The sequence below is a fragment of the Bauldia sp. genome (assembly GCA_037200845.1).
Classification (GTDB): Bacteria; Pseudomonadota; Alphaproteobacteria; order Rhizobiales; family Kaistiaceae; genus DASZQY01.
In genome coordinates, this window is record JBBCGQ010000001.1 from 2057461 (window position 1) to 2082393 (window position 24933).

Sequence of the window (24933 nt, forward strand, 5' to 3'; positions counted from 1 at the left end):
AATCAAACGGGCGCTGACCCGACGCTGGCTCAATTAGGTGGCGTCGGGAGCCCGGGGTGTCAAGGCAGGCCCTTAGGGCCCCCTCGAGTGGCCTTAACTGGCGGTTGAACCGACTTCTTCGCGGCGGTCGGAATAGATGTACAGCGGCCGTGCCTTGCCATCGACCACGTCGGCCGAGATGACGACTTCCTGGACCCCGTCGAGGCCCGGCAGGTCGAACATCGTCTCGAGCAGGATGGCTTCCAGGATCGAGCGCAGGCCACGCGCGCCGGTCTTGCGCTCGATCGCGCGCTTGGCGATCGAGTTCAGGGCATCCGGGTGGATGGTCAGCTCGGTGTTCTCCATGTCGAAGAGGCGCGCGTACTGCTTCACCAGCGCGTTCTTCGGCTCGGTCAGGATCTTGATCAGCGCCGGCTCGTCGAGGTCTTCCAGCGTCGCCAGGATGGGCAGACGGCCGACGAACTCCGGGATCAGCCCGAACTTCAGCAGGTCCTCCGGCTCGACCTCGCGGAACAGGTCGCCGGTGCGGCGGTCTTCCGGCGACGAGACGTTGGCCGAGAAGCCGATCGAGGTCTTGCGGCCGCGATCCGAGATGATCTTTTCCAGGCCCGAGAAGGCGCCGCCGCAGATGAACAGGATGTTGGTCGTGTCGACCTGCAGGAACTCCTGCTGCGGATGCTTGCGGCCGCCCTGCGGCGGAACCGAAGCGATCGTGCCTTCCATGATCTTGAGCAGCGCCTGCTGGACGCCTTCGCCCGACACGTCGCGCGTGATCGACGGGTTGTCGGACTTGCGGCTGATCTTGTCGACCTCGTCGATGTAGACGATGCCGCGCTGCGCCCGCTCGACGTTGTAGTCGGCGGACTGCAGCAGCTTGAGGATGATGTTCTCGACGTCCTCGCCGACGTAGCCGGCTTCGGTCAGCGTCGTGGCGTCGGCCATCGTGAAGGGCACGTCGAGGATGCGGGCGAGCGTCTGCGCGAGCAGCGTCTTGCCGCAACCGGTCGGGCCGATCAGCAGGATGTTCGACTTGGCGAGCTCCACGTCGTTGTTCTTGGCGGCGTGGTTCAGGCGCTTATAGTGGTTGTGGACGGCGACCGAGAGGACGCGCTTGGCGTGGCGCTGGCCGATGACGTAGTCGTCGAGGACGTTGCAGATCTCGGTTGGCGTCGGAACGCCGTCGCGCGACTTTACCAGCGAGGACTTGTTCTCCTCACGGATGATGTCCATGCAAAGTTCGACGCATTCGTCGCAAATGAAAACGGTCGGGCCGGCGATCAGCTTGCGGACTTCGTGCTGGCTTTTGCCGCAGAACGAGCAATAGAGCGTGTTCTTGCTGTCGCTACCGCTGACCTTGCTCATTCTTTTTACCCCAAGGGGCCCTGGCGGGAGAACCGCCGGCGGCCGTGCATTCTATACGCCCCGCAAACCCTGACCTTACCGCCCGCTGGGTCGGACGCAAATCGTCCGAGGGCGACTCAATCATGGTAGCGGCGATTTGTTCAAGAGATACTTAACAGCCGAAGCAGCTTCGCCAAGGGTACCCGGCACTTCGACTATGTCAGCACCTTGACCGGTTCCTTGACCCCGATCTCCAGATCGAGCGCCGCGCGGTCGGTCAGCACCTTGTCGATGAGGCCGAAGTCCTTGGCCTCGCTGGCGGTCATGAAGTAGTCGCGGTCGAGCGTCCGCTCGATCGTCTCCATGCCCTGGCCGGTGTGCTTGACGTAGATTTCGTTGAGCCGCCGCTTCATCTTGATGATGTCCTCGGCATGGCGCTCGATGTCCGACGCCTGGCCCTGGAACCCGCCGGACGGCTGGTGGACAAGGATACGGGCGTTGGGCAGGGCAAAGCGCATGCCCTTGGCGCCGGCCGTGAGCAGCAGCGAGCCCATCGAGGCGGCGAGCCCGATGCACAGCGTCGAAACCGCCGGGCGGATGAATTGCATGGTGTCGTAAATCGCGAGGCCGGCGGTAACCACGCCGCCCGGCGAGTTGATGTACATCGCGATCTCCTTCTTGGGGTTCTCCGACTCCAGGAAGAGAAGCTGCGCCGTGATCAGGGTCGCCATGTGATCCTCGACCGGCCCGGTCACGAAGATCACGCGCTCCTTAAGCAGGCGCGAGAAGATGTCGTAGGCGCGCTCGCCGCGATTGGTCTGCTCGACGACCATCGGCACAAGCTGCATGTAACGTTCGACGGGGTCTGTCATGATCGTCCTTTGGCCGCGGCCGGGAAGAAGCTGAAAATCGGCGGAAGCGCGAATCCCCCGCCAGGGTCGCGGTATAGATAAGTCAGGAGTCCGTGCTCCGAAAGGGGCCGGCGCGTTAACGATTTGGGCCGCCTAGGCGACCTTCTCTTCGTCGTCGTCGCGCAGCAGTTCTTCCTTGGTCACCGGCTTGTCGGTCACCTTGGCGAGCTCGAGAATGAAGTCGACGACCTTCTGCTCGAAGATCGGCGCGCGGAGTGACGCCAGCGCCTCCGGGCTGCGGCGGTAGTAATCGACCAGCGCCTGCTCCTGCCCCGGGAACTGCCGCATGTGCGCGGCGAGCGCCCGCTGCGTCTCTTCCTCGGTCACCTGGATGTTGTTGCGGTCGCCGATTTCCGACATCACCAGACCAAGCCGAACGCGGCGCTCGGCGATCTTGCGATAGTCCGCGCGCGCCGCTTCCTCGGTCGTGCCCTCGTCGGCGAAAGACTTGCCGGAGCGCGCGAGGTCGTCGGTGATCTGCCGCCAGATCGTGTCGAACTCCTGATCGACCAGCGCCGGCGGCAGCGCGAAATCGTGCTGCTTGTCGAGAATGTCGAGCAGGTTGCGCTTGACCTTCTGCGAGGTGGCGAAAGTGTACTGCTGCTTGACCTGGTCGCGCACCGTATCGCGGAGCGCGGCGATGTCCGGCAGGCCGAGACGCTCGGCAAGGCCGTCGTCGATCGCCACCGCATCGGCCGCGGCGAGCGCCTTGACCTGCACGTCGAAGGTCGCCTCCTTGCCGGCGAGATCCTTGGCGGCGTAGTCGGCCGGGAAGGTGACGGTGATGGTCTTGCTGTCGCCCGAGGCGAGCCCGATGAGCTGCTCGTCGAAGCCCGGGATGAAGCGGCCGTCGCCGATCGTCAGCACGGCGTTGTCGTCGCTGCCGCCGGAGAACGTCTCGCCGTTGATCTTGCCGACGTAGGAAATGGTGAGGCGGTCGCCGGTCGCGGCGACACCCTGCTTGGTCGCAAACGAGCGCGCGCCGTCGGCGAGCTGCTTCAGTTGCTCCTCGATGTCCTCGTCGGTAACGGCGACGACCGGGCGCTCGACTTCGATCTTCTTAAAATCGGCGAGCTCGACGTGCGGCATCACCTCGTAGGTCATCGTGTAGCTGAGATCGGCACCGCCGGTGAGCACCTTCTCGGACAGCGCCTCGTCTTCGGGCAGCTTGTAGTCCGGCTGCGTCACCGCCTTCTCGCCGCGCGAGGCGAGCGTGTCGCGCGCGACTTCCGACAGCATCGACTGGACGATACCGGCCATCTCGGAACGGCCGACCAGACGGCGGAGGTAGCTGACCGGCACCTTGCCCGGGCGGAAGCCCTTGATCTGCACCTCGTTCTTCATCGCCGTCAGGCGCTCGACGAGGCGGCTGTCCAGTTCGGTTGCCGGAATGACCACGGCGAACTCGCGCCGCAATCCATCGACCTGGGTCTCGGTTACCTGCATGTCCGCCTGTCCCTTACAAACATATCCACGTTCGCCGGAGCCGCCGGCGTTTGCTCGCCCGTAAATTCTAGAATCTCGACCGTCGTGGTGCGGGCGGAGGGGCTCGAACCCCCACGACTTTCGTCACGGGAACCTAAATCCCGCGCGTCTACCAATTCCGCCACGCCCGCCCGGTGGCAGAGGCGCCGAGGCTCCAGCAAGGCGGCGCCTCTATAACACCCGACTTTCGGGGGTTCAAAGGGAATTCGCCGCCTAATTCCGGCCCGTCAGAGGAAGCGAACGGCAGCCGCGACCGAGCCCGCCATGCCGAGGATCAACAGGACCGGCGTCGGCAGCCCGGCAAGGGTCGGCGGCAGCACGTACATCGCCGTATGCCCGATAAACAGCGCTGCCCCGGCGACTACAGCAAGGGAAACGAGAGGATAGCGACGGTCCATGCCGGAACTCCACAAGGCGACGCCGATCCCGCATCGGGACGGCGCGGATGACTTGTGGATGGAGGTGGCAAGACCGCTGCCAGCGGCGGGCGTCAGCGGCGGCGATTGTCGAGTTCGGTAAACACCGCCGGCAGCACCTCAGGCAGGTCCTCGGCGATCAGCCCCCTGCCCTTGGCAAGGCCGGCCTCGCCGTGCAGCCACACCGCCGCAGAAGCCGCCTGCAGCACCGGCATTCCCTGCGCCAGCAGCCCGCCGACGATGCCGGCGAGCACGTCGCCGCTGCCGGCGGTGGCAAGCTGCGGCGGCGCGTTGTCGGCGATCAGCGCATCGCCGTTCGGCGCCGCGACGACCGTGTCCGGTCCCTTAAGGATAACGACGGCACCCGACTGTGCCGCCGCGAGGCGGGCGCGGGTCAATTTGGACTCCGCCGGCGCGATCTCCGGGAACAGTTTCGAAAACTCGCCCTCGTGCGGCGTCATCACCACCGGCGCCGACCGCGCCTTGATGCGCCCGAACAACCGGTCGCCCTTGCCGGTGAACGACGTCAGCGCATCGGCATCGAGCACGACCGCCGCGCGCGAACCGAGCGCCACCTCGACGAGGTCGATAGAGTCCTGGTCAAGGCCTAGCGCCGGCCCGATGACGACCGCGTTCCGCCGCTGGTCGGCGAGGATCGCGCTCAGACCCCCGGCCCCGTCCATCGGCAGCAGCATAATCGCGGTGAGCTGCGCCGCGTTGGCGGCAAGCGACTCCGGCGGCGACGCCACCGTCACGAGGCCGGCGCCACTACGGAGCGCCGCCCGCGCCGCAAGCCGCGCCGCGCCGGTCCGCATCGCCGCACCCGAGACGACGACAGCGTGCCCGCGCGTATATTTGTTCTGGTCGAAGCTGAACTCCGGCAGCGACCAGCGCGCCGGCGTGTTGCGCCACGTCTTCGGGCGGATGACGTCGAGCACGTCCGGCTTGATGCCGATGTCGGCGACGCTGATGCGGCCGGAGTGATGCCGCCCCGGCTGCAGCAGGTGCCCCGGCTTCATGCGGAAGAACGTCACCGTCTCGTTCGCCTCGATTGCGGCGCCCATTGCCTTGCCGGTGAGCCCGTTGATGCCGCTCGGCAGATCGACCGAGATCACCGGCAGCCGCGAGCGGTTGATGGCGTGGATCGTCTGCGCCGCCATGCCTTCGATCGGCCGGTCGAGCCCGGCGCCGAACAGCGCATCGACGATGAAGTCGGCCTCCTCGACGATGCCCGGCGACAGTCCCTTGGTGAAGCCGGTCCACGACGCCGCCGCGAAGGCCGCATCCCCGGCGAGCTTGTCGCGCCCGACCAGCAGCCCGACGCTGACTTCATATCCGGCCTCGGCCAGAATGCGCGCGGCGATGAAGCCGTCGCCGCCGTTGTTGCCGGGTCCGGTCATCACCGAAATGCGCGCTCCCGTCGGCGCGGCGCGGCGCACGGCTTCGGCCACCGCCAGCCCGGCGCGCTCCATCAGCGCCAGACCGCTGGTGCCCGCCGCGATGGTCAATTCGTCGGCGCGCGCCATCTCGGCCGGCGTCAGCACTTCTGCGGCGTCAGCAATGATACCCACCGAGCCACGATAGCCCGGGTGGTGGCGATCCTCACCCCCCAGAAGATCGGCAAATCGGGTCGCCCATTGCTTGTCGATTGGCGCGGTTTTACTCAATTGCCCAATCCTTGATCGGCGATTGACGCGTCAGACCCCGCCGATCATGGTGCGGCGCACGGGACAGCCTATTTTTCCGGCGTCCGTTCCGTGCGCCTTTGTGCCCTGTCCGGCTGGCATGGAGTCTGCAATTCGCCGGGCAATCCGCGGCCTTGACCGGTACCTCAGCCGGCCGCCGCCCTTCGGAGAAGCGGTTCGCATGAAAAAGATCGAAGCGATCATCAAGCCGTTCAAGCTCGATGAGGTGAAAGAGGCGCTTCAGGAAGTCGGCCTGCAGGGAATCACGGTCACTGAGGCGAAGGGCTTCGGCCGTCAGAAAGGTCATACCGAACTGTATCGCGGTGCCGAGTACGTCGTCGACTTTCTGCCGAAAGTAAAAGTGGAAATCGTGCTCGGCGACGACATGGTCGAGCGCGCCGTCGACGCAATTCGCAAGGCCGCGCAAACCGGCCGCATCGGCGACGGCAAGATTTTCGTGTCAAACGTTGAGGAAGCTGTCCGCATTCGCACGGGCGAAAGCGGCATGGATGCTATTTGAGGTTATCCACAGCCATGTGGTCTCGTTTCCGGCGGCGGCGCCCGCCCGAAGTGGAAAGCGCCCCGCCCCAGGCCCCGATCGATGCCCCGCCGCGAGTACCAGCGGCAGCGGCGACCAACCGGCCTGCGAGCGTATCCGAACCGCCTGAGCGGCAGACGCCGTCCGACAGGTCAACCAAACCCACACCGGGGACTGACAGAGGGGAAAGAGGAATGACGACCGCCAAAGACGTACTGAAGGCCATCAAGGACAAGGACGTGAAGTACGTCGACTTCCGCTTTACCGACCCGCGCGGCAAGTGGCAGCACGTCACCTTCGACATTAGCTTGGTCGACGACGAGGCCTTCACCGAGGGCCTGATGTTCGACGGCTCCTCGATCGCCGGCTGGAAGGCGATCAACGAGTCCGACATGAAGCTCATGCCCGACCCGAACACGATGGCGATCGATCCGTTCTTCGCGCAGACCACGATGTCGATCGTCTGCGACATTCTCGAGCCGATGACCGACGAGCCCTACGACCGCGACCCGCGCTCGATCGCCAAGAAGGCCGAGAAGTACCTGCAGCAGACCAAGATCGGCGACTCGATCTTCGTCGGCCCGGAAGCCGAATTCTTCGTCTTCGACGACGTGAAGTATTCCGTCACCCCCTACAACACCGGCTTCAAGCTCGACGACGTCGAACTGCCGTCGAATTCCGACACCGACTACGAGATGGGCAACCTCGGCCACCGCATCCGCACCAAGGGCGGCTACTTCCCGGTGCCGCCGCTGGATTCCCTCCAGGACATGCGCTCCGAAATGCTGGGCTCGATGGCCTCGATGGGCGTCAAGGTCGAGAAGCACCACCACGAGGTGGCCTCGGCCCAGCACGAACTGGGCGTCAAGTTCGGCCCGCTGGTGACGATGGCCGACCACATGCAGATCTATAAGTACTGCATCCACAACGTCGCCAACGCCTACGGCAAGACGGCGACCTTCATGCCGAAGCCGATCTACGGCGACAACGGCTCGGGCATGCACGTCCATCAGTCGATCTGGAAGAACGGCAAGCCGCTCTTCGCCGGCAAGCTCTACGCCGATCTGTCGGAGGAGTGCCTGTTCTACATCGGCGGCATCATCAAGCACGCCAAGGCGCTGAACGGCTTCACCAACCCGCTCACCAACTCCTACAAGCGGCTGGTGCCGGGCTACGAGGCGCCGGTGCTGCTCGCCTACTCCTCGCGCAACCGCTCGGCCTCCTGCCGCATCCCGGTGACGAACAACCCGAAGGCCAAGCGCGTCGAGGTCCGCTTCCCCGATCCCGGCGCCAACCCCTACCTCGCCTTCGCCGCGATGCTGATGGCCGGCCTCGACGGCATCAAGAACAAGATCCATCCCGGCGAGGCGATGGACAAGAACCTCTACGACCTGCCGCCGAAGGAGCTGCGCAAGATCCCGACGGTGTGCGGATCGCTGCGCGAGGCGCTGGAAAACCTCGACAAGGACCGCACCTTCCTCAAGCAGGGCGACGTCTTCTCGGACGACATGATCGACGCCTACATCGAACTCAAGATGGAAGACGTCGCGCGCTTCGAGATGACGCCGCATCCGGTCGAGTACGACATGTACTATTCGGTCTGATCGGGCCCTGACCCTGGATTGCCAGCGGGGCGCCTTCGGGCGCCCCGCTTCGTTTTTGCGCCGTTGCGCCGCCCCGCCCGCGGTGCTGGAATGGCGGCGCTCCTCCAGACAGAGTCGCCCGCGCGACGGCTCGAAGCCCGTTTCGCCCGCCATGTCCAATCCGGACCTACCGCCGGAACCGCCGACGTTCGCCACCGAACGCCACCCGCATCTGCGCCTCATCATCCCGGCGATCGTCGCGGTTGCCTTCCTGATCGAGCAGCTCGACGCGACGGTGATCGTCACGGCGCTGCCGGCGATGGCTGTCAGCCTCGGCACGACGCCGATCCACCTCAACCTTGCGATCACCGCCTACATTCTGGCGCTCGCCATGTTCATCCCGCTCTCCGGCTGGCTCGCCGATCGGTTCGGCTCGCGCCGCATCTTCGCCCTGTCGCTATTCGTCTTCGCGCTGGGCTCGACGCTCTGCGGCCTCGCCTCCAGCTTCGAGATGCTGATCGCGACGCGCGCGCTCCAGGGCCTCGGCGGTGCCATGATGACGCCGGTCGGCCGCCTGATCCTCATCCGCAGCTTCCCGCGCCGGCGCCTCGCCACGGCGATGGCCTACGTCACCTATCCGGCGATCGTCGGCCCGCTGATCGGGCCGCTCGTCGGCGGCTTCTTCACGACGTACATCTCGTGGCGCTGGATCTTCTTCATCAACGTGCCGTTCGCGCTGGCCGGCATGGTGGCGGCGCTCCGCTACGTCGATGACGTCGAGGGCGATCCGTCGGCCGTCTTCGACTTCCGCGGCTTCCTCCTGGTCGGCATCGGCTTCACGCTGCTGCAGCTCGGGCTGGAGAACATCGGGCGCGGCACCGTGCCGCCGGCGGTGGTCGCCGCGGTGCTGATCGCCGCCGCGTTACTGCTGGTGACGTTCGCCGTCTACGCGCGCAACGCCAAGGCACCGGCCGTCGACCTGACGTTGTTCCGCGACCGCGCTTTCCGCATCGCAACGCTGTTCGGCGGCATCTGCCGCATCGGCTTCAACGGCCTGCCGTTCCTGCTGCCGCTGTTGCTGCAACTGGGCTTCGGCCTGACGCCGATCGTGTCGGGCGCACTCACCTGCGTCTCGGCATTGGCCGCCGCCCCGGTTCGCGCCATCTCGGTCGCCGCGCTCCGCCGCTGGGGCTTTCGCATATCGATGACGGCGAGCGCGGTCGCCGGCTCCGTCATGCTGGCGTCGTTCGCCCTGCTCGAGCCGACGACGCCGAAATGGATCATCGTCGTCCTCACCTTCGCCTTCGGCCTGACACGCGCCACCCAGTTCATGTCGAGCAACACGCTGGCCTACGCCGAGATCCCCGCGGCCCGCTTGAGCCGCGCCACCAGCCTCGGCGCCATGCTGCAGCAGCTCACCGTCTCCTTCGGCGTCTCGATCGCCGCGATCCTGCTGGCGAGCGTCGCGCCGGAGGGCGCCCGCCTGACACCGGAAAATTTCCACGCCGTCTTCCTGATGTCGGCGATCATCCCGCTGCTCGCCGTTCCGGGCTTCTTCCTGTTGCGCCCGCAGGACGGCGACGAGGTCACCGGCCGCAATCCGCCGCCGGCGCCGCCGGCATGAAGCGGCTGACGCGCGCCTTCTTCGCCCGCAGCGTCCACGACGTCGCCCCCGATCTCATCGGCGCGACGCTGCTGGTCGATGGCGTCGGCGGGACGATCGTCGAGGTCGAGGCCTACCACCACACCGACCCCGCGGCGCACAGCTACGGCGGCATGACCGAGCGCAACGCCGTGATGTTCGGCCCGCCCGGCTTCGCCTACGTCTATCGCTCTTACGGCATCCACTGGTGCGTGAATTTCGTCTGCGAGGCGAAGGGCAGCGCCAGCGCGGTGCTTATCCGCGCGCTGGAGCCGGTGGAGGGGATCGAAAAGATGCGCCGCCGCCGCGGCGTCGCGGAGCTGCGCCAACTTTGCTCCGGCCCGGGCAAACTGTGCCAGGCACTCGGCATCACGATCAGCCACAGCGGCCTGCCGCTCGATCGTCCGCCGTTCGCGCTCCACGCCCGGCCCGCATCGGTAGATATCGTGACCGGCGTGCGCATCGGCATCACCAGGGCCGCCGATCTGCCGTGGCGCTACGGCCTCGCCGGCTCGCCATTCCTCAGCAAGCCGTTTCCCAAAACGCCATCACGCCGGGCGTCGGCCAAAACATGAAAAAGAAAACGCCGCGGAGATGGGCTCCTCCGCGGCGTTCCCTTTGGGTCGGGTCAGGACAGTTCAGGCGTAATGGGTTGAGCTCAAATCTAACGGCGCCGGCTTATCGTCGTACCGGACCGTGGCGGGCGGGTCGAAATCCCAGGAGAGACCGGCGAGAGCGGTGCACGCACTGCTGCGCGAATGACGGTGTCGATTGACTTCGGTGAACGGCATGCCGAGCAGCCGGCGGATCGAGCCGGCCTCTGCCAGCGCCTGACTCCGCCCGCCATCCAGCGCGGCGAGAGTCGTGACTCTACGCAACATGAACGCCCCCTCGAAACTCCGGCTCTTACAGAGCCCAACAACACTTACAAACGCCGGGAGCGAACTACATGCCCCCGAGCAGTGTTACCGGCCGCATCACCAGCCATAACTATTGCTTCCATAGAATAGATGAGTCACCGCGCGGCACCAATCGGTACCGCGACGTTGTGCACAGGAAAGAAGAAGGTCAGGTCGACAGGCGCGACAGCGCGGCCGCCGTCTTGTTGCGCAGCGCCATCGCCTCGGTGAGCCGCTCGCGCTGCTCCTCGATGACGTCCTCGCGCGCCTTGGCGACGAACTGCTCGTTGCCGAGCTTCGCCTCGATCTTGGCGATCTCCTTCGCCACGCGATCGACTTCCTTCGACAGCCGCGCCCGCTCTGCTTCCAGATCGATGACGCCCGCGAGCGGCATCGACACCGTCGCCTCGCCGACGACGATCTGCACCGCGCCCTTCTGCGGCGTCGGCGCCAGGCTGATCGTCTCGACCCGCGCCAGCCGCCGGATCAGCGCGTCATGCGTCTGCAGCCGCGTCGCGGTGCCGAACGTCGCGCCGGCGACGAACAGCGTGACCATGGCGCCGGCGGGCACGTTCATCTCCGAGCGCACCGAGCGCACCGACGAGATGAACTCGACCAGCCAGTTGATCTCGTCCGCCGCCGCGGCGTCCTCGAAGGTGAGCGTCGGCCACGGGCTGAGCGCCAGCGCCGGCCGGGGACTGGCGTCCACGCGCGCCGCCTTCTCCCACAGCTCCTCGGTGATGAACGGCATGATTGGATGCAGCATCGCCGCGATCTGGTCGAGCAGCCAGGCGACGGTCGCCTGTGTCTCGGACTTCGCCCCGGGATCGTCGCCGGACAGCACCGGCTTGGTCAGTTCGAGGTACCAGTCGCAGGTGAGGTTCCAGACGAAGCGATAGGCGGCATTCGCCGCCTCGTTGAACTTGTACGCCTCGATTGCCTCGGTGATCGCGCGCACCGCGCGCGTCGTCTCGGTCGCGATCCAGCGGTTCAGCGTCAGCGCCGCGGTCGCCGGATCGAAACCCGGCTCGAGTTTGCACTCGTAGTGCTCGGCAAATTTCGCCGCGTTCCACAGCTTGGTCGTGAAGTTGCGCGAGCTTTCCACCCGCGACGTCGCGATGCGCATGTCGCGGCCCTGCGCCGCCATCGCCGTCAGCGTGAAGCGCAGCGCGTCGGCGCCGTATTCGTCGATCAGCGCCAGCGGATCCACGACGTTGCCCTTCGACTTCGACATCTTGGCGCCCTTCTCGTCGCGGATGAGGGCGTGGATGTAGACGTCGCGGAACGGCACCTCCTTCATGAAATGGATGCCCATCATCATCATGCGGGCGACCCAGAAGAAGATGATGTCGAAGCCGGTGACCAGCGTCGACGTCGGATAGTAATGCCCGAGCTCGCGCGTCTCGTCGGGCCAGCCGAGCGTCGAGAACGGCCATAGCGCCGACGAGAACCACGTGTCGAGCACGTCCTCGTCGCGCGTCAGCTTCGCCTTCTTCGGCTTGGTCTTGCCCTTCGCCGGCGCCGCGCCGTAGTGGGCGTCGGCCTCGGCCTGCGCCTCGTCTTCCGTCGCCGCGACGAACACCTTGCCGTCGGGCCCGTACCAGGCCGGAATCTGGTGCCCCCACCAGAGCTGGCGCGAGATGCACCACGGCTGGATGTTCTCCATCCAGTCGAAGTAGGTCTTCTCCCACATCGTCGGGACGAAGCGGGTCTTGCCTTCGCGCACCGCCGCGATCGCCGGCTCGGCCATCGTCTTGGCATCGACGTACCACTGGTCGGTCAGGTACGGCTCGATCGGCACGTTGGAGCGGTCGCCGTGCGGGACGGAATGCGTGTGCTCCTCGATCTTGTCGACGAGGCCCTCGGCCTCCATCAGCTCGACGATGATCTTGCGCGCCTCGAAGCGGTCCTTGCCGTCGACCGCGGCGATCAGCGCCTTGAGCTTCGGGTCGCCGTCCTTGCCCTTCGCCTTGGCAAGGCCGGCGAGGAAATCCTTGTTGTCGCCGATCGCGACCTTGCCCTCGGGATCCAGCACGCTGATCATCGCCAGGCCGTGGCGCTTGCCGACTTCGAAGTCGTTGAAGTCGTGCGCCGGCGTCATCTTCACCGCGCCCGATCCCGTCTCCGGATCGGCATAGCTGTCGGCGACGATTTTCAGCTTGCGCCCGACCAGCGGCAGAACCGCGTTCTTGCCGACGAGTTCCTTGTAGCGCTCGTCGTTCGGGTTAACCGCGACGCCGGTGTCGCCCAGCATCGTCTCCGGCCGCGTCGTCGCGACGATGATGAAACGCGGAGTCTTTTCGTTCCCTGTCGCGCCTTCGGCGCTAGCCGCCCCTTGTTCACCTTCGATCGGGTACTTGAAATGCCAAAGCTTGCCGCGCGTCTCGACCTGCTGCACCTCGAGGTCGGAGATCGCAGTGAGCAGCTTCGGGTCCCAGTTGACCAGCCGCTTGTCCTTGTAGATCAGGCCGGCGCGGTAGAGATCGATGAAGACCTTGACGACGGCCTTCGACAGGCCCTCGTCCATGGTGAAGCGCTCGCGGCTCCAGTCGGCCGAGGCGCCCAGCCGCTTCAACTGGTTGATGATCTGGCCGCCGCTCTCCGCCTTCCACGCCCACACCTTCTCCAGGAACTTCTCGCGCCCGATCGTGCGGCGGTCCGGCTCCTGCCGCTCCATCATCTGGCGCTCGACCACCATCTGCGTCGCGATGCCGGCGTGGTCGGTGCCGACCTGCCAGAGCACGTCGCGCCCGCGCATGCGCTGGAAGCGGATGAGGATGTCCTGGATCGTGTTGTCGAGCGCGTGGCCGAGATGCAGCGACCCGGTCACGTTCGGCGGCGGAATGACGATGGTGTACGGCTTGGCGCCCGGCTCCGCGCCGGCGCCGGCGGCGAAAACCCCCGCCTCCTCCCACGTCTTGTAGATACGCGGTTCCACCGCGGCCGCATCGTACGTCTTGTCGAGCACGCCAGACTTCCCGGATGTCATTGACCGGGAAGGTGTAAATCGGATGGATTGTGAACTGTCAACAAATCGGCGGACAATCGGCCGCGGCTAGGGCCGCCCGCGCGAAACCCGCTCGATCTCCTCGCGCACCAGCCGCTCGACCATCTGCGGCAGGTTGCCCTCCAGCCAGCTCTTCAGCATCGGCCTGAGCAGGTCCTCGACCACCTCGTCGAGCTTGCGCGCATTGCCGTTGAGCATCGCCTTGGAGAGATCCTCGAAGGAGGCGGCAACCGTGGCATCCGACTTCGGCGACATCAGCGCCTTGCGCGGCGGCGCCGCCGCGTCGCCTCGCCGCTGGCCGCCGCGAGCGGCACGCGGCACCGCGCGCTGGCCGCCGCCGACCGCTTCCACCGCCCGCGCCTCGACGGCGCGCGTCTCGACCTGGCGCGAGGGCTTGGCGACGGGCCGCACGCTTTCGAGCTCCGCCCGCACGCCGTCCAGCGCCTGCTCGATCGCCTGCTCGATGAATTCCTGGTCGGCCAGCGCCTCGGCCGACGCCATCTCCGCCGCCGCGGTTTCCGCCACCATCGGCCCGGCCACCGCTTCCGGCTCCGCCTTCTTATCGCCGAACACGCTGGTCACGCTCGCCACGGGTTTCTTGTCGCCCGGCGGCTTGGACGCGATGCGCAGGTGCTCGTTGGTCCGCTTGGCGTCGTCGTCGGAAATTGCCTGGCGAATGGACGCCAGGATTTCTTCGACTGTCGCGTTCTGTCCGGGTGCCGAAGCCATCATCGTTCCAGCCACGAATCCTGCAGCGAATCTTGCCTGATTCGAGCTGCTTGAGGCTAGCGCATGTTCCGCGAAAGTTGTTGTGACTTTTGCGCGGGAAAGCGGCCCCATGGAAGACGTGGCGCCCATGCCACGCCTAGCGCACCGCGCCTAGCGGCCGTCCGGCGTGCGCAGCCCGCCCCACTTGTCGCGCACCTGCGTGTAGTGCTGCACCGGGTCGTAGACCGGCACGTCGAGCCCGAGCTTCTCGGCATTGAGCATGCCGATCGCCGCGAGCAGCGCGTACGACGCGATGACGCGGTCATGCTGCGCGCTCACCTGCGCGACACGCGCGTTGAGCAGTTCCTGCTGCGCGTTGAGCACGTCGAGCGTGGTCTGCTGGCCGACCTTCTGCTGCTCGATGATGCCGGAGAGGAGAAGATTCTCCGCCGACACCTGCGACTCGGCCGCACGGATCTGCGCCCGCGCCGCATCGAGGCTGCCCCAGGCGGAGATCACCGTCTGCCGCACCTGATCGCGGGCGGCATCGAGCTCGATGCGCCGCTGTCCGAGCGCTTCCTTCGACTGGCGCACCTTCGAGGCCGCCTCGCCGCCCTGGTAGAGCGGCACGCTCAGCCGCGCGACCGCCGAGGCCGAGTCGGACGACGAGCCGGCGCTGGTCGCATCGTTCCGGTGCGACAGCGTGCCCGACACCGACAGCGTCGGCAGCAGCGCGCCTTCCGCAACCTTCACGTTGTACTCGGCGATATCGATGTTGTAGCCGGCCGTGAGGATCGCCGGATGCGAGGTCATCGCGTCGGCGAGCGCGGCGTTCAGCGTCTTGGACAGCAGCGCGTCGATCGGCTTCGCGGCGCCGAGGCTCTTCGGCCGGTGGCCAACCACCTGCTCGTAGACCGCGATCGCCGTGTTGAGCGCCGCCACTGCGGAGTTGAGATCGGCCTGGCCGGCCGCGAGTCGGGCATCGGTCTGCGCCACGTCGGTACGAATGCCTTCGCCGACGTTCAGTCTGTCCTGCGCCGCTTTCACCTGCTGGCCGAGAAAGTCCGTGTTCTCGCGGCGCAGATTCACCAGCGCCTGCGCCTGGACGAGATTCATGAACGCCTGCGCGGCGGAGAGCAGCGTCGTCTGCTCCGAGTTGCGCAGCGCCTCGCGCGCGGCCAGCACCGCCGTCTCGGCGATGTTGACGCCGTTGACGACGCGGTTGCCGGCGTAGAGCGGCTGCTCGATCGTCAGCGACAGGCCGCGCGGCACCACGCCGGCAGTCTGGCTCACGCCGACGTCGCCGCTGCCGGTCACTGTCGGGCGGAAGCCGGACAATGCCTGTGGCACGCCTTCGTCGGTCGAGCGCAGCGATGCACGTTGCGCGTTGAGCGTGGGATTGTTGACGTAGGCCGATTCGAGCGCCTGCGTCAGCGTTTCCACGCCGACCGTGGTTTGAGCCGAAGCCGGGTATACGGCTATGACGGCAGCGCAGCTAATGGCGAGCGCCATCGCACGCGCAAAGCGTGTTTGACCCAAGACTTTGGAACCCCGAAGTGCGGCGCCCCGCAAAAAGCGCCGCTGGCCTCTACTCGAATGCTGTTGAGTGTAGAGAGCGAAGCCGCGCGGTCAAACAAACAACGCGCTTGCGATTTTTAATTCCCCGAATTTTATCGCGATGTGATTCGCGCCGCCCGCGATGCAAGGAAATCGCTGGCCTGTGACTTAATCGTGGCACGCGAATTTTCAGAAGACGAAGGCTTCCGGCTTGCGGAAACCGGGCAGCGGCCGCACGTCGGCATTGAACGCCATGCGCAGGCCGATCTGATTCTCCGACTTCGTGTAGAGCGTCGCCATCGCGGCGCGGCCGTAGCCGATGACCGCGACCAGCCGTCCGCCTTCGCGCAACTGGCCGAACAGCGCCGCCGGCAGAGTCTCTACCGCCCCATCGATGAAGATCACGTCGTAGGGACCCTCCGACGGATGGCCCGCATCGAGCGCGCCGGAAACGACCTTGGCGTTGTCGATGCCGACCGCCGCGAGATTCGTCCGCGCCAGCGCCGCAAGCTCCGCGTCCGATTCGAGCGCCACGACGAAATTAGCCAGCGACCCCAGCACCGCCGCCGAGTAGCCCGACCCGCAACCGATATCGAGAACCAGATCGGCCTTGTCGATCTCGGCAAGCTGCAGCAGCCGCGCGAACGGCGCCGCCTCCATCAGGTAGCGCGGCACGCCGTCGCCGGCCGGCTTGATCGGAATGTCGGTGTCGACATAGGCGAGTGCCCGCTGTTGCGCCGGCACGAACTGCTCGCGCGGAAGGCGCCCCATGACGGCGAGGATGTCGTAGTCGGTCACAGCTTCGGTGCGGAGCTGCGAGTCGATCATCTTCATGCGCGCGACGGAAAAATCGTCCATGTCTGCCGCTACTCCCCGTACAGGCGACCAAGCCCGCCCGTAATTAACGACGGCGGCGTATGCTGACAAGCAATTTGCCGGATTCCCTTTGCGCCCGGCGGCTTAGCATCTATACAGCGCTCGACGGCCTCGTGGCAGAGCGGCCATGCACAGGACTGCAAATCCTGCTACCCCGGTTCGACTCCGGGCGAGGCCTCCAGTCCCTCCACAATGTGCGACATGACACCGCTCCCGCCTCTACCGCGCCACGGCGGCGACCTCAGTTTCGCAACGCGCATATACGGCGCGCCGATGAACGGCTGGCTCGATCTCTCGACCGGCATCAACCCGAACGCGTATCCGGCGCCCTCGATCCCGCAGGAAGCACTGCAACGTCTGCCTGATCGCGAAGCGCTTTTGACGCTGCTCGCGGTCGCACGCCGCGCCTACCGCGTGCCCGACGGTGTCGACCTGATCGCAGTGCCCGGCACGGAAGCCGCGATCCGACTGCTGCCGACAATCGGACTGCCCGGCAAAGTCGCCGTCCTGTCGCCGACCTACGGCACCTACGCTGCGGTCTGGCCGGAGGCGGCTCACGTCAGGGTTCTGCCGACCGATGCCGCGGTGGCGGTGATCGTCAACCCGAACAATCCGGACGGCCGGATCACACCGCCGCAGGATTTGCCGCGTGCTCCGTTTCTTATCGTCGATGAAGCCTTCGCCGATGCCGCGCCCGAGGCGAGCGTCATCCCCACGATGCGTGGGATGAAGGCGATCGTCCTCCGTTCGCTCGGCAAGTTTTACGGCCTCGCCGGCCTCCGGCTGGGTTTCGTCGCCGCCCCACAGGTCGTGGCCGAGCGCATCTCGGCGGGCTTCGGCGACTGGCCGGTGTCCGGCCCCGCCATCGTCGTCGGCACCGCGGCGCTCGCCGACGACGCTTGGCGCACGGCGATGCGCGCGCAATTGAAACAGGAAGCCGCGGCGCTCCGGACGCTGCTCGCCGCGCACGACCTCAACGTGGTCGGCGGCACCGATCTGTTCGTGCTGATCGAGACGGACGATGCCCCTGCCCTGCATCGCGCGCTGGCAACGCAGGGCGTGTGGACGCGCGCGTTCGCCGACAATCCGCGCTGGCTGCGCCTCGGCCTTCCCGGCGCGGCGCAGATGGAACGCCTCGCCGCAGCCCTCAGCGCGGTTCGCTAAGCGACCACGGCACCACCACCGGCGCGCCGTGCATCTCCACGACCTCGGCGCGGACACCGAAGGTCGCCGCCAGCCGCTCCGCCGTCAGCACATCGCGCGGCGTCCCGTCGGCGACGATGCGCCCGCCCTCGAGCATGACGATGCGATCGGCATAGCGCGCGGCAAGCCCAAGATCGTGCAGCACGGCAACCACGACACCAAAGCTCCGCGCATGCCGCCGCAGCATCTCGATCACCGCGATCTGGTACCGCGCATCAAGCGACGCCGTCGGCTCGTCGGCAAGGATGATCGGCGCCTCGGTCGCCAGCACCCGCGCCATCGCCACCCGCGCCCGCTCGCCGCCGGACAATGTCGTGACGGGCCGCGCGGCGTATTCCGTCGTGCCGGTCTCGGCCATGGCCGTGGCGACCGCGGCGCGGTCGGCCGCCGACAGATCGGCGCCGGCGCCGCGCGGCAGGCGGCCGAGCGCCACAACCTCTGCCACCGCCAGCGGCCAGTGGAAGACATGGCCCTGCGGCAGATAGGCGATGCGCTGGGCGCGAACCTGCAGCGACAGCGACCGGAGCGGCGCGCCCATGACCGCGATGTCGCCGACTGCCGGAATGAGGCCGGCAACGGCACGGAGCAGCGTCGTCTTGCCGGCGCCGTTCGGTCCGACGATCGCGACGAACGTGCCCGCCGCGATGTCGAGGCTGACGTCCGCCAGCACCGGCCGCCGCCCGAGCGATACCGACAGGCCCTTCACCTCCAGCGCCGCCTCGTTCATGTCGCCGCCCCCGAGAGGTCGTAGCGCCGGCGCATGATGAGGAAGATGAAGAACGGCGCGCCGATGAGCGCGGTCAGCACGCCTACCTTGATCTCCTCCTGCGACGGGATGAGACGCACGACGATGTCCGACGCCGTCAGCAGCGCCGCGCCCGACAGCGCCGCCGGGATCAGCAGCCGTCCCGGATCGTAGCCGACGAACGGCCGCATCAGGTGCGGCGCCACCAGCCCGACGAACCCGATGCTGCCCGCAACCGCGACGCCGGCGCCGACCGCCGCCGCGACGCCGGCGACGACCCGCAGCCGTATCCACGTGAGGTCGAAGCCGAGGCTCGCCGCCGCCTCCTCGCCGAGCGTCAGCGCGCGGAAGGCGCGGCGGTCCCATAAGAGCAGAATGACGCCGACGACCATGAACGGCAGCGCGATCCATACGTGCCGCATGCTGCGATCCTCCAGCGACCCGAGCAGCCAGAACGCGATCTCCAGCGCCGCGAAGGGATTGGGCGCGAGGTTGAGCGCCAGCGCCGTGCCCGCCCCGGCGAGACTCGATATCGCAAGGCCGGCGAGGATCAGCACCAGCAGGCTGGCGCGCGGACCGGCGACGAGGATCAGCAACCCGACCGAGACCAGCGCCCCGACGATGGCCGCCACCGGCAGCGCAAAGGACAGCGCATCGACCACGCCCAGCGATATGACCGTGACCGCGCCGAACGCCGCCGCCGACGGCGCCCCGAACAACGAAGGCGCGGCAAGCGGATTGCGCAGCAGCCCCTGCAGCGCCGCGCCCGAAAGCCCCAGCGTGCCGCCGATCATCACCGACAGGATGGCGCGCGGCAGGCGTATTTCGCGCACGATGATGTTGGCGGCTTCGCCGGCGCGACCGAACAGGCCGCCGACGACATCGCCGGGCGACAGGACGACGGGACCCACGGCGAGCGAGCCCGCGAACAGTGCCGCGACCAGGACCACCAGTGCCGCAATGAGCAGAAGGTCGCGCCGCGCTGTCACTTGTTCCATGTCAGGCCAACATACGCCGATTGACCGGCGGCATTGTAGCCCATCGGATCGGTGTAGACGTTGTCCGTCACGTTTTCGACGCGGGCGAACAGCTTCACCTTGTCGGACAGCGCATAGGACGCCGACGCGTCGAGCCGCCAGTACGCCGGCAGGAACGACGACGACGAACCGAGGTTGGTGCGCTTGCCGACGATGGTGCCGGTGAGCGCCAGTTGCCATTCGGGCTCCGGCGTGAAGGTGACGGTGAACGAGCCGCTGTGCTCCGGCCGCCGCGCCAGCGGCCGCCCCGTGACGAGATTGCGCGTCGGCATCCACGTGTAGGTGGCGCTCGCCGTCAGCACGTCCGGAAGGATCTGGGTGTCGACCGCGAGTTCCAGACCGTACGACTCGGCGCGGTCGGTATTGTCGTAGTAGCCGTTGACCTTGCTGCCCGGAAAAAACGTGAAGCCGAGCAGGTTGCGGAAGCGATTGTAGAACGCCGTCGCCGAGGCGTGGACCAGGCCGCCGAACAGCGTCTGCTCCACCCCGGCGTCGAATCCCACGCTGGTTTCAGGTTTCAGATCCGTGTTGACGACAACCCCCAGCGGCGCGATCGCCGCCGCGTAGGCGTTGTTGCCGACCTGGTACGCCGTGGGCCGCTTGGCGCCGGTGCCGGCGCTGGCGCGCAGCGTCGTGCCCCAGTTGCCGATTTCGTACGCCGCCGTTGCCCTGCCGGTCAGGAACCCATCGCCGACGGCGGTGCCGTCATAGCGCCCGGCAAACGTCAGGTGCAGCGCGTCGAACACGGTGAGCTGGTGCTGGACATAGCCGGCGAAGTTCGTGCGCGTCCGCTCGAAGCCGGGAAATGCGGTCACGCTCGGAGCGACGTTCTCGGCATGCTCCTGCTCCGCCCGGAGGCCGAGCGTGAGCGTTCCGGCGGCCTTCAGGTCGACGATCGCCTGATACTCGGCGCCGGCATCGGTTGAGGCGAACGACGCGACCTCCGGCGCACCGCCCGGCTCGCGGTTGGTGCGCTGCGACGACGCACCGAACGCCGAAATCGATTGCGTGAGCCAACCGTCCCATTCCGGCAGCGTCACCTTGCCCGAGCCGCTGAGCTCGGTGCGCTCGGCGGTGTTCGGCGCATCGTTGGGATTGGGACCCGACGCCGCATCGTAGTCGGTCAGTTCATGCGTCGCGGTCCCGCCGAGCTCGACCTTGAGGCCGCTCGCCGGCGCATAGACGAGACGGGCCGAGCCCGTGTACCGGTCGAGCCCGTCCGGCTCGTTGCCGTCGCGACTTCCCCGACGCGAGAAGCCGGTGGCCTTGGCATGTGCGCCGCTGAAGCGCAGCGCAAAGTCGCCGGCCGTCATGCCGCCGGCCGCACTTTCGTTGAGCGTGCCGTAGCGCCCGCCCTCGACGGTCGCCGTCAGCGACGACTTCGCCGTCTGCCGCCGCGTCACGATGTTGACCACGCCGCCCATGGCGTCCGAGCCGTAGATCGCGCTCTGCGGCCCGCGCAGCACCTCGATCCGCTCGACGTCGTTGACCGACAGCAGGGTGAAGTCGAAATCGCCGCGCGCCGAGGACGCGTCGTTGACCCGCACGCCGTCGATCAGCACGACCGTGTGCCCGGTTTCGCCGCCGCGCAGCCGCACCTCGGTCGAGCCGCCCGGCCCTCCCGACTCGATGACCGCGACACCGGGCACCGTGCGCAGCACCTCCGCGACCGTCGTCGCTGACGTGCGCGCGATGGCATCGCGGCCGATGACGGTCACGGTACTGCCGACCCGGTCGAGCGGCGTCGGCGTGTAGTACGGGGTGACCACGATTTCCGGAATCGGAGACGCCGCCATCGCCGGCGACGTCGCGAGAATGAGGAGAGACGCGGCGCAGGCGCGCCGGGCGGCAGGGACCATGATGGCAGATCTCCGGTATGGATCGATCTGGATGAGGCGCCCGTCACGGGATGTGGCCCGGGCCCATCCGGCTTCCCCGCCGGACGCCCAAGGGGTAAACGAGCGCATGGACGAAGGCAACGAACGCAGGCGGCGGCGCGCGCGCCTCACCGGAACTTTGCTCGCCGGCGTTGCGCTATTGTCACTCACCTTGCCGGCAGCGGCGGAGGCGCCCAAGCGCATCGTCTCGATCAACCTGTGCGCCGACGAGCTGCTGGTGACGCTCGCCGATCCCGCTCAGATCGCCGGCCTGTCGGTCTATGCCACCGACCCGACGCTGTCGTTCACCGCCGATGCCGCCGCGGCCTTCCGCCACGATGCATCGAGCGCGGAGACCGTCGTCGGCCTAAACCCCGACCTCGTGCTCGCCGGCCGCTACACCAAGCGCGCGACGCGCGACATGCTGGATCGCCTCGGCTACCGCGTCGAACTGCTCGACGCGGCCAAAAGCGTCGACGATTCGGAAGCCATCATCCGCAAGGTCGCGGCCCTGGTCGGCCACCCGGAGCGCGGCGAGGCGATGATCGCCGATATCGCCGCTGCCCGCGCCCGTGCCGAGGCCGCCGCACCGCCCGGCCACCCAACCGCCGCGATCTACCAGCGCCGCGGCTATGTCACCGGCGGCGACAGCCTGAGCGGCGAGCTGCTCGCCATCGCCGGCTTCACCAACGACGGCGCGCCGCTCGCCGGCAAGCGCGGCGGCTTCGTGCCGCTTGAGCGGATCGTCGCCGAGCCGCCGGACTATATCGTCGTCGCCGCATCGACGCGCCCCGCCGAGGATCAGGGCAGCGCGCTCCTCGCCCACCCGGCGCTTGCCGCGCTCTACCCGCCGGCCAAGCGCATCGTGCTGCCGGAGAAGCTGACCGTGTGCGGCGGCCCCTCGCTCCCCGCCGCGCTCGACTGGCTGGCCGGCGAGGCCAAGCGGATACAACAGGCGCCGTGATCGCCGTCGCTCACGTCTGGATGCTGGCGCTGGCGCTGCTTCTCGATGCCGCCGTCGGCGACCCCGATGCCGTCTGGCGGCGTGTGCCCCACCCGGTCGCAATCGCCGGCTGGCTGATCGGCGCGCTGGACCGCGGTTTGAACCGCGGACCGCTCCAATATCTCGCGGGCATCGTCGCGATCCTGCTCGTCGTCGCAATAGCCTGGCTGGTGGGACTGGGACTGGAACGCGCGTTCGATGCCTTCGCCTTCGGCTGGATCGGCACCGTCGTTGTCGCATCGATCCTGCTCGCCGGCCGCTCGCTCTACGACCACGTCGCTGCCGTCCGCGACGCCTTCTTCGCCGGCGGCATCGAGGCCGCGCGCATCGCCGTATCGCGCATCGTCGGCCGCGACCCGGCGAGCCTCGACGAGGCGCGCATCTGCCGCGCCGCGATCGAGTCGACCGCGGAAAATTTCTCCGACGGCATCGTGGCGCCGGCCCTGTGGTTCCTGCTGCTCGGCCTGCCCGGCCTCCTCGCCTATAAGGCGATCAACACCGCCGACTCGATGATCGGCCACCTCACCGACCACCACCGCGCCTTTGGCTGGGCCAGCGCGCGCCTTGACGATCTGGTCAACCTGCCGGCGAGCCGCATCGCCGGCGCACTTGTCGCCCTTGCGGCCCCAGCCGCCGGCGGCACTATCAAAGCCGCGTTCGGCACGATGTGGGCCGACGCCGGCAGGCACCGCTCGCCCAACGCCGGCTGGCCGGAAGCCGCGATGGCCGCGGCGCTGGGCCTCGCGCTCGCCGGCCCGCGCCGCTACGCCGGCATCATCGTCAACGATCCCTTCCTCAACGAACGCGGCCGCCGCGACGCGCGGCCGCACGACATCAGCCGCGCGCTCCGCGTCTACGTCGTCGCCAGCGCCGCGCTGTTCGCCGTCGTCGCACTGGGCTCGCTGTTCGTCTTCGCCCTGTAGCCGGCGATCGCAAGCAGCGCGGCGATGTCGATGTGCCGCTCGAGATGATCGGCCAACGCGTCCAGCGTCGCCTCGACCATCGCCTCGTACGCGACATCAGAGGGCGGCAGGTCGAGGAACGCGCGGCGAAATCCATCCGCTGCGAACAGGCCGTGGACATAGGTGCCGACGACACGCCCATCGAGCGAACGCGCACCATCGACGCGACCGCCCAGATCGACCACCGGTCGCGCACAATCTGGCCCAAACGTCACCCCGAGATGAATCTCATACCCGGCGATCGGCTCGCCCGTAGCGATATCGCGGCCCGACACCGCCCGCGTCGCCTTGTCGGAGCCGAGCACAGTCGCGACATCTAGCAGGCCCAACCCGGCGGCCGTCGTGGCAGAACCCTCGACGCCGTCGGGATCGGCGATACTGCGGCCAAGCATCTGGTATCCGCCGCACAGGCCGACGACGCGCCCGCCGCGGCGATGGTGCGCGATGATGTCGATGTCCCAGCCCTGGGCACGCAGGAACGCGAGGTCGGCGATCGTCGACTTGGAGCCGGGAACGAGAATGACGTCGGCTTCGGGGAACACCTCGCCCGGCTCGACCAGCACGACCGACACGTCCGGCTCGGCACGCAGGGGATCGAGGTCATCGAAATTCGCGATACGCGGCAGATGGGGGACGACAACTATCGCCTTCCCCCCTCCCCGCTGGTTCTCGCGAAAGCGAGGACCCATACCCACGCCGGGCTCCGCGCCCGAAATGGGTCCCCGCTTTCGCGGGGAAGAGCGGAGGGAAAGCGTGTCCTCTGCTGGTAACGCATCCGCCGCATCGAACCACGGCACCACCCCAAGGCAAGGCCAGCCGGTACGCTCGGCAACGAACCGCGCCCCATCCGTAAACAGAGCCGCATCGCCACGCATCTTGTTGACGACGAAGCCTTTGACCCGAGCACGGTCCCGCGGCGCCAGCACGGCCTGCGTGCCAACCAGACCGGCGATCACCCCGCCACGGTCAATGTCCCCGACCAGCACGACCGGCACATCCGCCGCCTCGGCGAAGCCCATGTTGGCTATGTCGCCGGCACGAAGATTCACTTCCGCCGGGCTGCCCGCGCCCTCGATCAGCACGAGGTCCATCCCCTCGCCGACGCGCGCGAAACTTTCCAGCACGCGCGGCATCAGCTCCGATTTCCGCCGTCCGTATTCCGCAGCGCGCATCGCACCGGCGCGCTTGCCCTGCACGATCACCTGTGCGCCGGTGTCGCTCTCCGGCTTGAGCAGCACCGGGTTCATGTGCACGGACGGCGTGAGCTTCGCCGCGCGCGCCTGCAGCGCCTGCGCCCGGCCGATCTCGCCTCCATCCGCGGCGACCGCCGCGTTGTTCGACATGTTCTGCGGCTTGAACGGCGCGACTCTGATGCCGCGCCGGACCAGCGCGCGGCAGAGGCCGGCGACCAGCGTCGACTTGCCGACGTGGCTGCCCGTGCCCTGGATCATCAGCGCC

The 24933-nt window shown here is 67.6% G+C and carries 21 protein-coding genes and 2 tRNA genes; 8 read left to right on the forward strand and 15 right to left on the reverse strand.

Going from position 1 to position 24933, the window contains the following annotated elements; all coding sequences use genetic code 11:
• Positions 1–93 precede the first annotated feature (93 nt).
• The 6 genes from clpX to WDM94_10115 all read right to left on the reverse strand — a co-directional run bounded on the left by clpX (position 94) and on the right by WDM94_10115 (position 5724).
• Positions 94–1362 carry an ATP-dependent Clp protease ATP-binding subunit ClpX gene (gene clpX / locus WDM94_10090; GenBank protein MEJ0012956.1) on the reverse strand — a complete coding sequence of 423 codons (1269 nt, stop codon included), beginning with the start codon at positions 1360–1362 and terminating at the stop codon, positions 94–96.
• A 194-nt stretch (positions 1363–1556) separates the two neighbouring features.
• Positions 1557–2213, reverse strand: coding sequence for an ATP-dependent Clp endopeptidase proteolytic subunit ClpP (clpP, locus tag WDM94_10095; GenBank protein ID MEJ0012957.1), 657 nt, complete (start codon positions 2211–2213; stop codon positions 1557–1559).
• 132 nt (positions 2214–2345) lie between these two features.
• Positions 2346–3698, reverse strand: a complete 1353-nt coding sequence (gene tig, locus WDM94_10100) for a trigger factor (GenBank protein MEJ0012958.1) — start codon at positions 3696–3698, stop codon at positions 2346–2348.
• 85 nt (positions 3699–3783) lie between these two features.
• Positions 3784–3868: transfer RNA gene (locus WDM94_10105), tRNA-Leu, on the reverse strand.
• Between the two features lie 96 nt (positions 3869–3964).
• Positions 3965–4135: a hypothetical protein gene (locus WDM94_10110; GenBank protein ID MEJ0012959.1), complete on the reverse strand. Its 171-nt coding sequence runs from the start codon at positions 4133–4135 to the stop codon at positions 3965–3967.
• A 92-nt stretch (positions 4136–4227) separates the two neighbouring features.
• A complete protein-coding gene (locus WDM94_10115) occupies positions 4228–5724 on the reverse strand; it encodes an NAD(P)H-hydrate dehydratase (protein MEJ0012960.1) in 1497 nt (498 codons plus the stop codon).
• A 295-nt stretch (positions 5725–6019) separates the two neighbouring features.
• Between WDM94_10115 and WDM94_10120 the strand changes: the two genes are divergently transcribed.
• From WDM94_10120 to WDM94_10135, 4 genes are all read left to right on the forward strand, one after another.
• Positions 6020–6358, forward strand: a complete 339-nt coding sequence (locus tag WDM94_10120) for a P-II family nitrogen regulator (GenBank protein MEJ0012961.1) — start codon at positions 6020–6022, stop codon at positions 6356–6358.
• Positions 6359–6570: 212 nt separating this feature from the next.
• Positions 6571–7980, forward strand: a complete 1410-nt coding sequence (gene glnA / locus WDM94_10125; protein MEJ0012962.1) for a type I glutamate--ammonia ligase — start codon at positions 6571–6573, stop codon at positions 7978–7980.
• Positions 7981–8131: 151 nt separating this feature from the next.
• Entirely contained in the window at positions 8132–9583 is a 1452-nt protein-coding gene (locus WDM94_10130; protein MEJ0012963.1) for a DHA2 family efflux MFS transporter permease subunit, read from the forward strand.
• Positions 9580–10176, forward strand: a complete 597-nt coding sequence (locus WDM94_10135) for a DNA-3-methyladenine glycosylase (GenBank protein MEJ0012964.1) — start codon at positions 9580–9582, stop codon at positions 10174–10176. The genes WDM94_10130 and WDM94_10135 overlap by 4 nt, the downstream gene beginning before the upstream one ends.
• Before the next feature lie 63 nt (positions 10177–10239).
• Here the strand turns inward: WDM94_10135 and WDM94_10140 are convergent, their stop codons facing one another.
• From WDM94_10140 to WDM94_10160, 5 genes are all read right to left on the reverse strand, one after another.
• Positions 10240–10482 (reverse strand): hypothetical protein, encoded by a 243-nt coding sequence (locus tag WDM94_10140; GenBank protein MEJ0012965.1) that lies wholly within the window; start codon positions 10480–10482, stop codon positions 10240–10242.
• Between the two features lie 187 nt (positions 10483–10669).
• Positions 10670–13468 (reverse strand): valine--tRNA ligase, encoded by a 2799-nt coding sequence (locus WDM94_10145; GenBank protein ID MEJ0012966.1) that lies wholly within the window; start codon positions 13466–13468, stop codon positions 10670–10672.
• Positions 13469–13555: 87 nt separating this feature from the next.
• Entirely contained in the window at positions 13556–14236 is a 681-nt protein-coding gene (locus WDM94_10150; GenBank protein MEJ0012967.1) for a DUF2497 domain-containing protein, read from the reverse strand.
• 150 nt (positions 14237–14386) lie between these two features.
• Entirely contained in the window at positions 14387–15658 is a 1272-nt protein-coding gene (locus WDM94_10155; protein MEJ0012968.1) for a TolC family outer membrane protein, read from the reverse strand.
• A gap of 303 nt (positions 15659–15961) precedes the next feature.
• The gene (locus WDM94_10160) at positions 15962–16630 is read right to left on the reverse strand and encodes a protein-L-isoaspartate O-methyltransferase (GenBank protein MEJ0012969.1); all 669 of its coding nucleotides are present in this window, start codon (positions 16628–16630) and stop codon (positions 15962–15964) included.
• Between the two features lie 125 nt (positions 16631–16755).
• On the opposite strand from WDM94_10160, the gene WDM94_10165 reads away from it, so the two are divergent.
• Positions 16756–16829: transfer RNA gene (locus WDM94_10165), tRNA-Cys, on the forward strand.
• A gap of 20 nt (positions 16830–16849) precedes the next feature.
• Complete coding sequence (cobD, locus tag WDM94_10170; protein ID MEJ0012970.1) at positions 16850–17812, forward strand: threonine-phosphate decarboxylase CobD; 963 nt, start codon at positions 16850–16852, stop codon at positions 17810–17812.
• Here the strand turns inward: cobD and WDM94_10175 are convergent.
• Genes WDM94_10175 through WDM94_10185 form a run of 3 tightly spaced genes read right to left on the reverse strand, consistent with a single transcriptional unit; the run spans position 17796 to position 21492 of the window.
• Positions 17796–18578, reverse strand: a complete 783-nt coding sequence (locus WDM94_10175; GenBank protein ID MEJ0012971.1) for an ABC transporter ATP-binding protein — start codon at positions 18576–18578, stop codon at positions 17796–17798. The two genes, cobD and WDM94_10175, sit on opposite strands and share 17 nt — an antisense overlap.
• The gene (locus WDM94_10180) at positions 18575–19594 is read right to left on the reverse strand and encodes an iron ABC transporter permease (protein MEJ0012972.1); all 1020 of its coding nucleotides are present in this window, start codon (positions 19592–19594) and stop codon (positions 18575–18577) included. Before WDM94_10180 ends, WDM94_10175 begins: the two co-directional genes overlap by 4 nt.
• On the reverse strand, positions 19582–21492 hold the full coding sequence (locus WDM94_10185; GenBank protein MEJ0012973.1) for a TonB-dependent receptor: 1911 nt from the start codon (positions 21490–21492) through the stop codon (positions 19582–19584). The genes WDM94_10180 and WDM94_10185 overlap by 13 nt, the downstream gene beginning before the upstream one ends.
• A gap of 106 nt (positions 21493–21598) precedes the next feature.
• On the opposite strand from WDM94_10185, the gene WDM94_10190 reads away from it, so the two are divergent.
• Both WDM94_10190 and cbiB read left to right on the forward strand, forming a co-directional pair.
• Entirely contained in the window at positions 21599–22474 is an 876-nt protein-coding gene (locus WDM94_10190) for an ABC transporter substrate-binding protein (GenBank protein ID MEJ0012974.1), read from the forward strand.
• Positions 22471–23436, forward strand: coding sequence for an adenosylcobinamide-phosphate synthase CbiB (gene cbiB / locus WDM94_10195; protein ID MEJ0012975.1), 966 nt, complete (start codon positions 22471–22473; stop codon positions 23434–23436). The genes WDM94_10190 and cbiB overlap by 4 nt, the downstream gene beginning before the upstream one ends.
• On the opposite strand, the gene WDM94_10200 is transcribed toward cbiB, so the two are convergent.
• A complete protein-coding gene (locus WDM94_10200; GenBank protein ID MEJ0012976.1) occupies positions 23367–24926 on the reverse strand; it encodes a cobyric acid synthase in 1560 nt (519 codons plus the stop codon). The genes cbiB and WDM94_10200 overlap by 70 nt on opposite strands.
• Positions 24927–24933 lie beyond the last annotated feature (7 nt).

Bases quoted from the DNA above. Each gene is read 5' to 3' on its own strand.
- glnA (MEJ0012962.1), top strand. From the start codon at position 6,571: ATGACGACCGCCAAAGACGTACTGAAGGCCATCAAGGACAAGGACGTG.
- WDM94_10175 (MEJ0012971.1), bottom strand. From the start codon at position 18,578: ATGAACGAGGCGGCGCTGGAGGTGAAGGGCCTGTCGGTATCGCTCGGG.
- WDM94_10150 (MEJ0012967.1), bottom strand. From the start codon at position 14,236: ATGGCTTCGGCACCCGGACAGAACGCGACAGTCGAAGAAATCCTGGCG.
- WDM94_10200 (MEJ0012976.1), bottom strand. From the start codon at position 24,926: ATGATCCAGGGCACGGGCAGCCACGTCGGCAAGTCGACGCTGGTCGCC.
- clpX (MEJ0012956.1), bottom strand. From the start codon at position 1,362: ATGAGCAAGGTCAGCGGTAGCGACAGCAAGAACACGCTCTATTGCTCG.
- WDM94_10140 (MEJ0012965.1), bottom strand. From the start codon at position 10,482: ATGTTGCGTAGAGTCACGACTCTCGCCGCGCTGGATGGCGGGCGGAGT.
- WDM94_10120 (MEJ0012961.1), top strand. From the start codon at position 6,020: ATGAAAAAGATCGAAGCGATCATCAAGCCGTTCAAGCTCGATGAGGTG.
- cobD (MEJ0012970.1), top strand. From the start codon at position 16,850: ATGACACCGCTCCCGCCTCTACCGCGCCACGGCGGCGACCTCAGTTTC.
- WDM94_10110 (MEJ0012959.1), bottom strand. From the start codon at position 4,135: ATGGACCGTCGCTATCCTCTCGTTTCCCTTGCTGTAGTCGCCGGGGCA.
- WDM94_10135 (MEJ0012964.1), top strand. From the start codon at position 9,580: ATGAAGCGGCTGACGCGCGCCTTCTTCGCCCGCAGCGTCCACGACGTC.
- WDM94_10180 (MEJ0012972.1), bottom strand. From the start codon at position 19,594: ATGGAACAAGTGACAGCGCGGCGCGACCTTCTGCTCATTGCGGCACTG.
- WDM94_10185 (MEJ0012973.1), bottom strand. From the start codon at position 21,492: ATGGTCCCTGCCGCCCGGCGCGCCTGCGCCGCGTCTCTCCTCATTCTC.
- WDM94_10130 (MEJ0012963.1), top strand. From the start codon at position 8,132: ATGTCCAATCCGGACCTACCGCCGGAACCGCCGACGTTCGCCACCGAA.
- clpP (MEJ0012957.1), bottom strand. From the start codon at position 2,213: ATGACAGACCCCGTCGAACGTTACATGCAGCTTGTGCCGATGGTCGTC.
- WDM94_10160 (MEJ0012969.1), bottom strand. From the start codon at position 16,630: ATGGACGATTTTTCCGTCGCGCGCATGAAGATGATCGACTCGCAGCTC.
- tig (MEJ0012958.1), bottom strand. From the start codon at position 3,698: ATGCAGGTAACCGAGACCCAGGTCGATGGATTGCGGCGCGAGTTCGCC.
- WDM94_10190 (MEJ0012974.1), top strand. From the start codon at position 21,599: ATGGACGAAGGCAACGAACGCAGGCGGCGGCGCGCGCGCCTCACCGGA.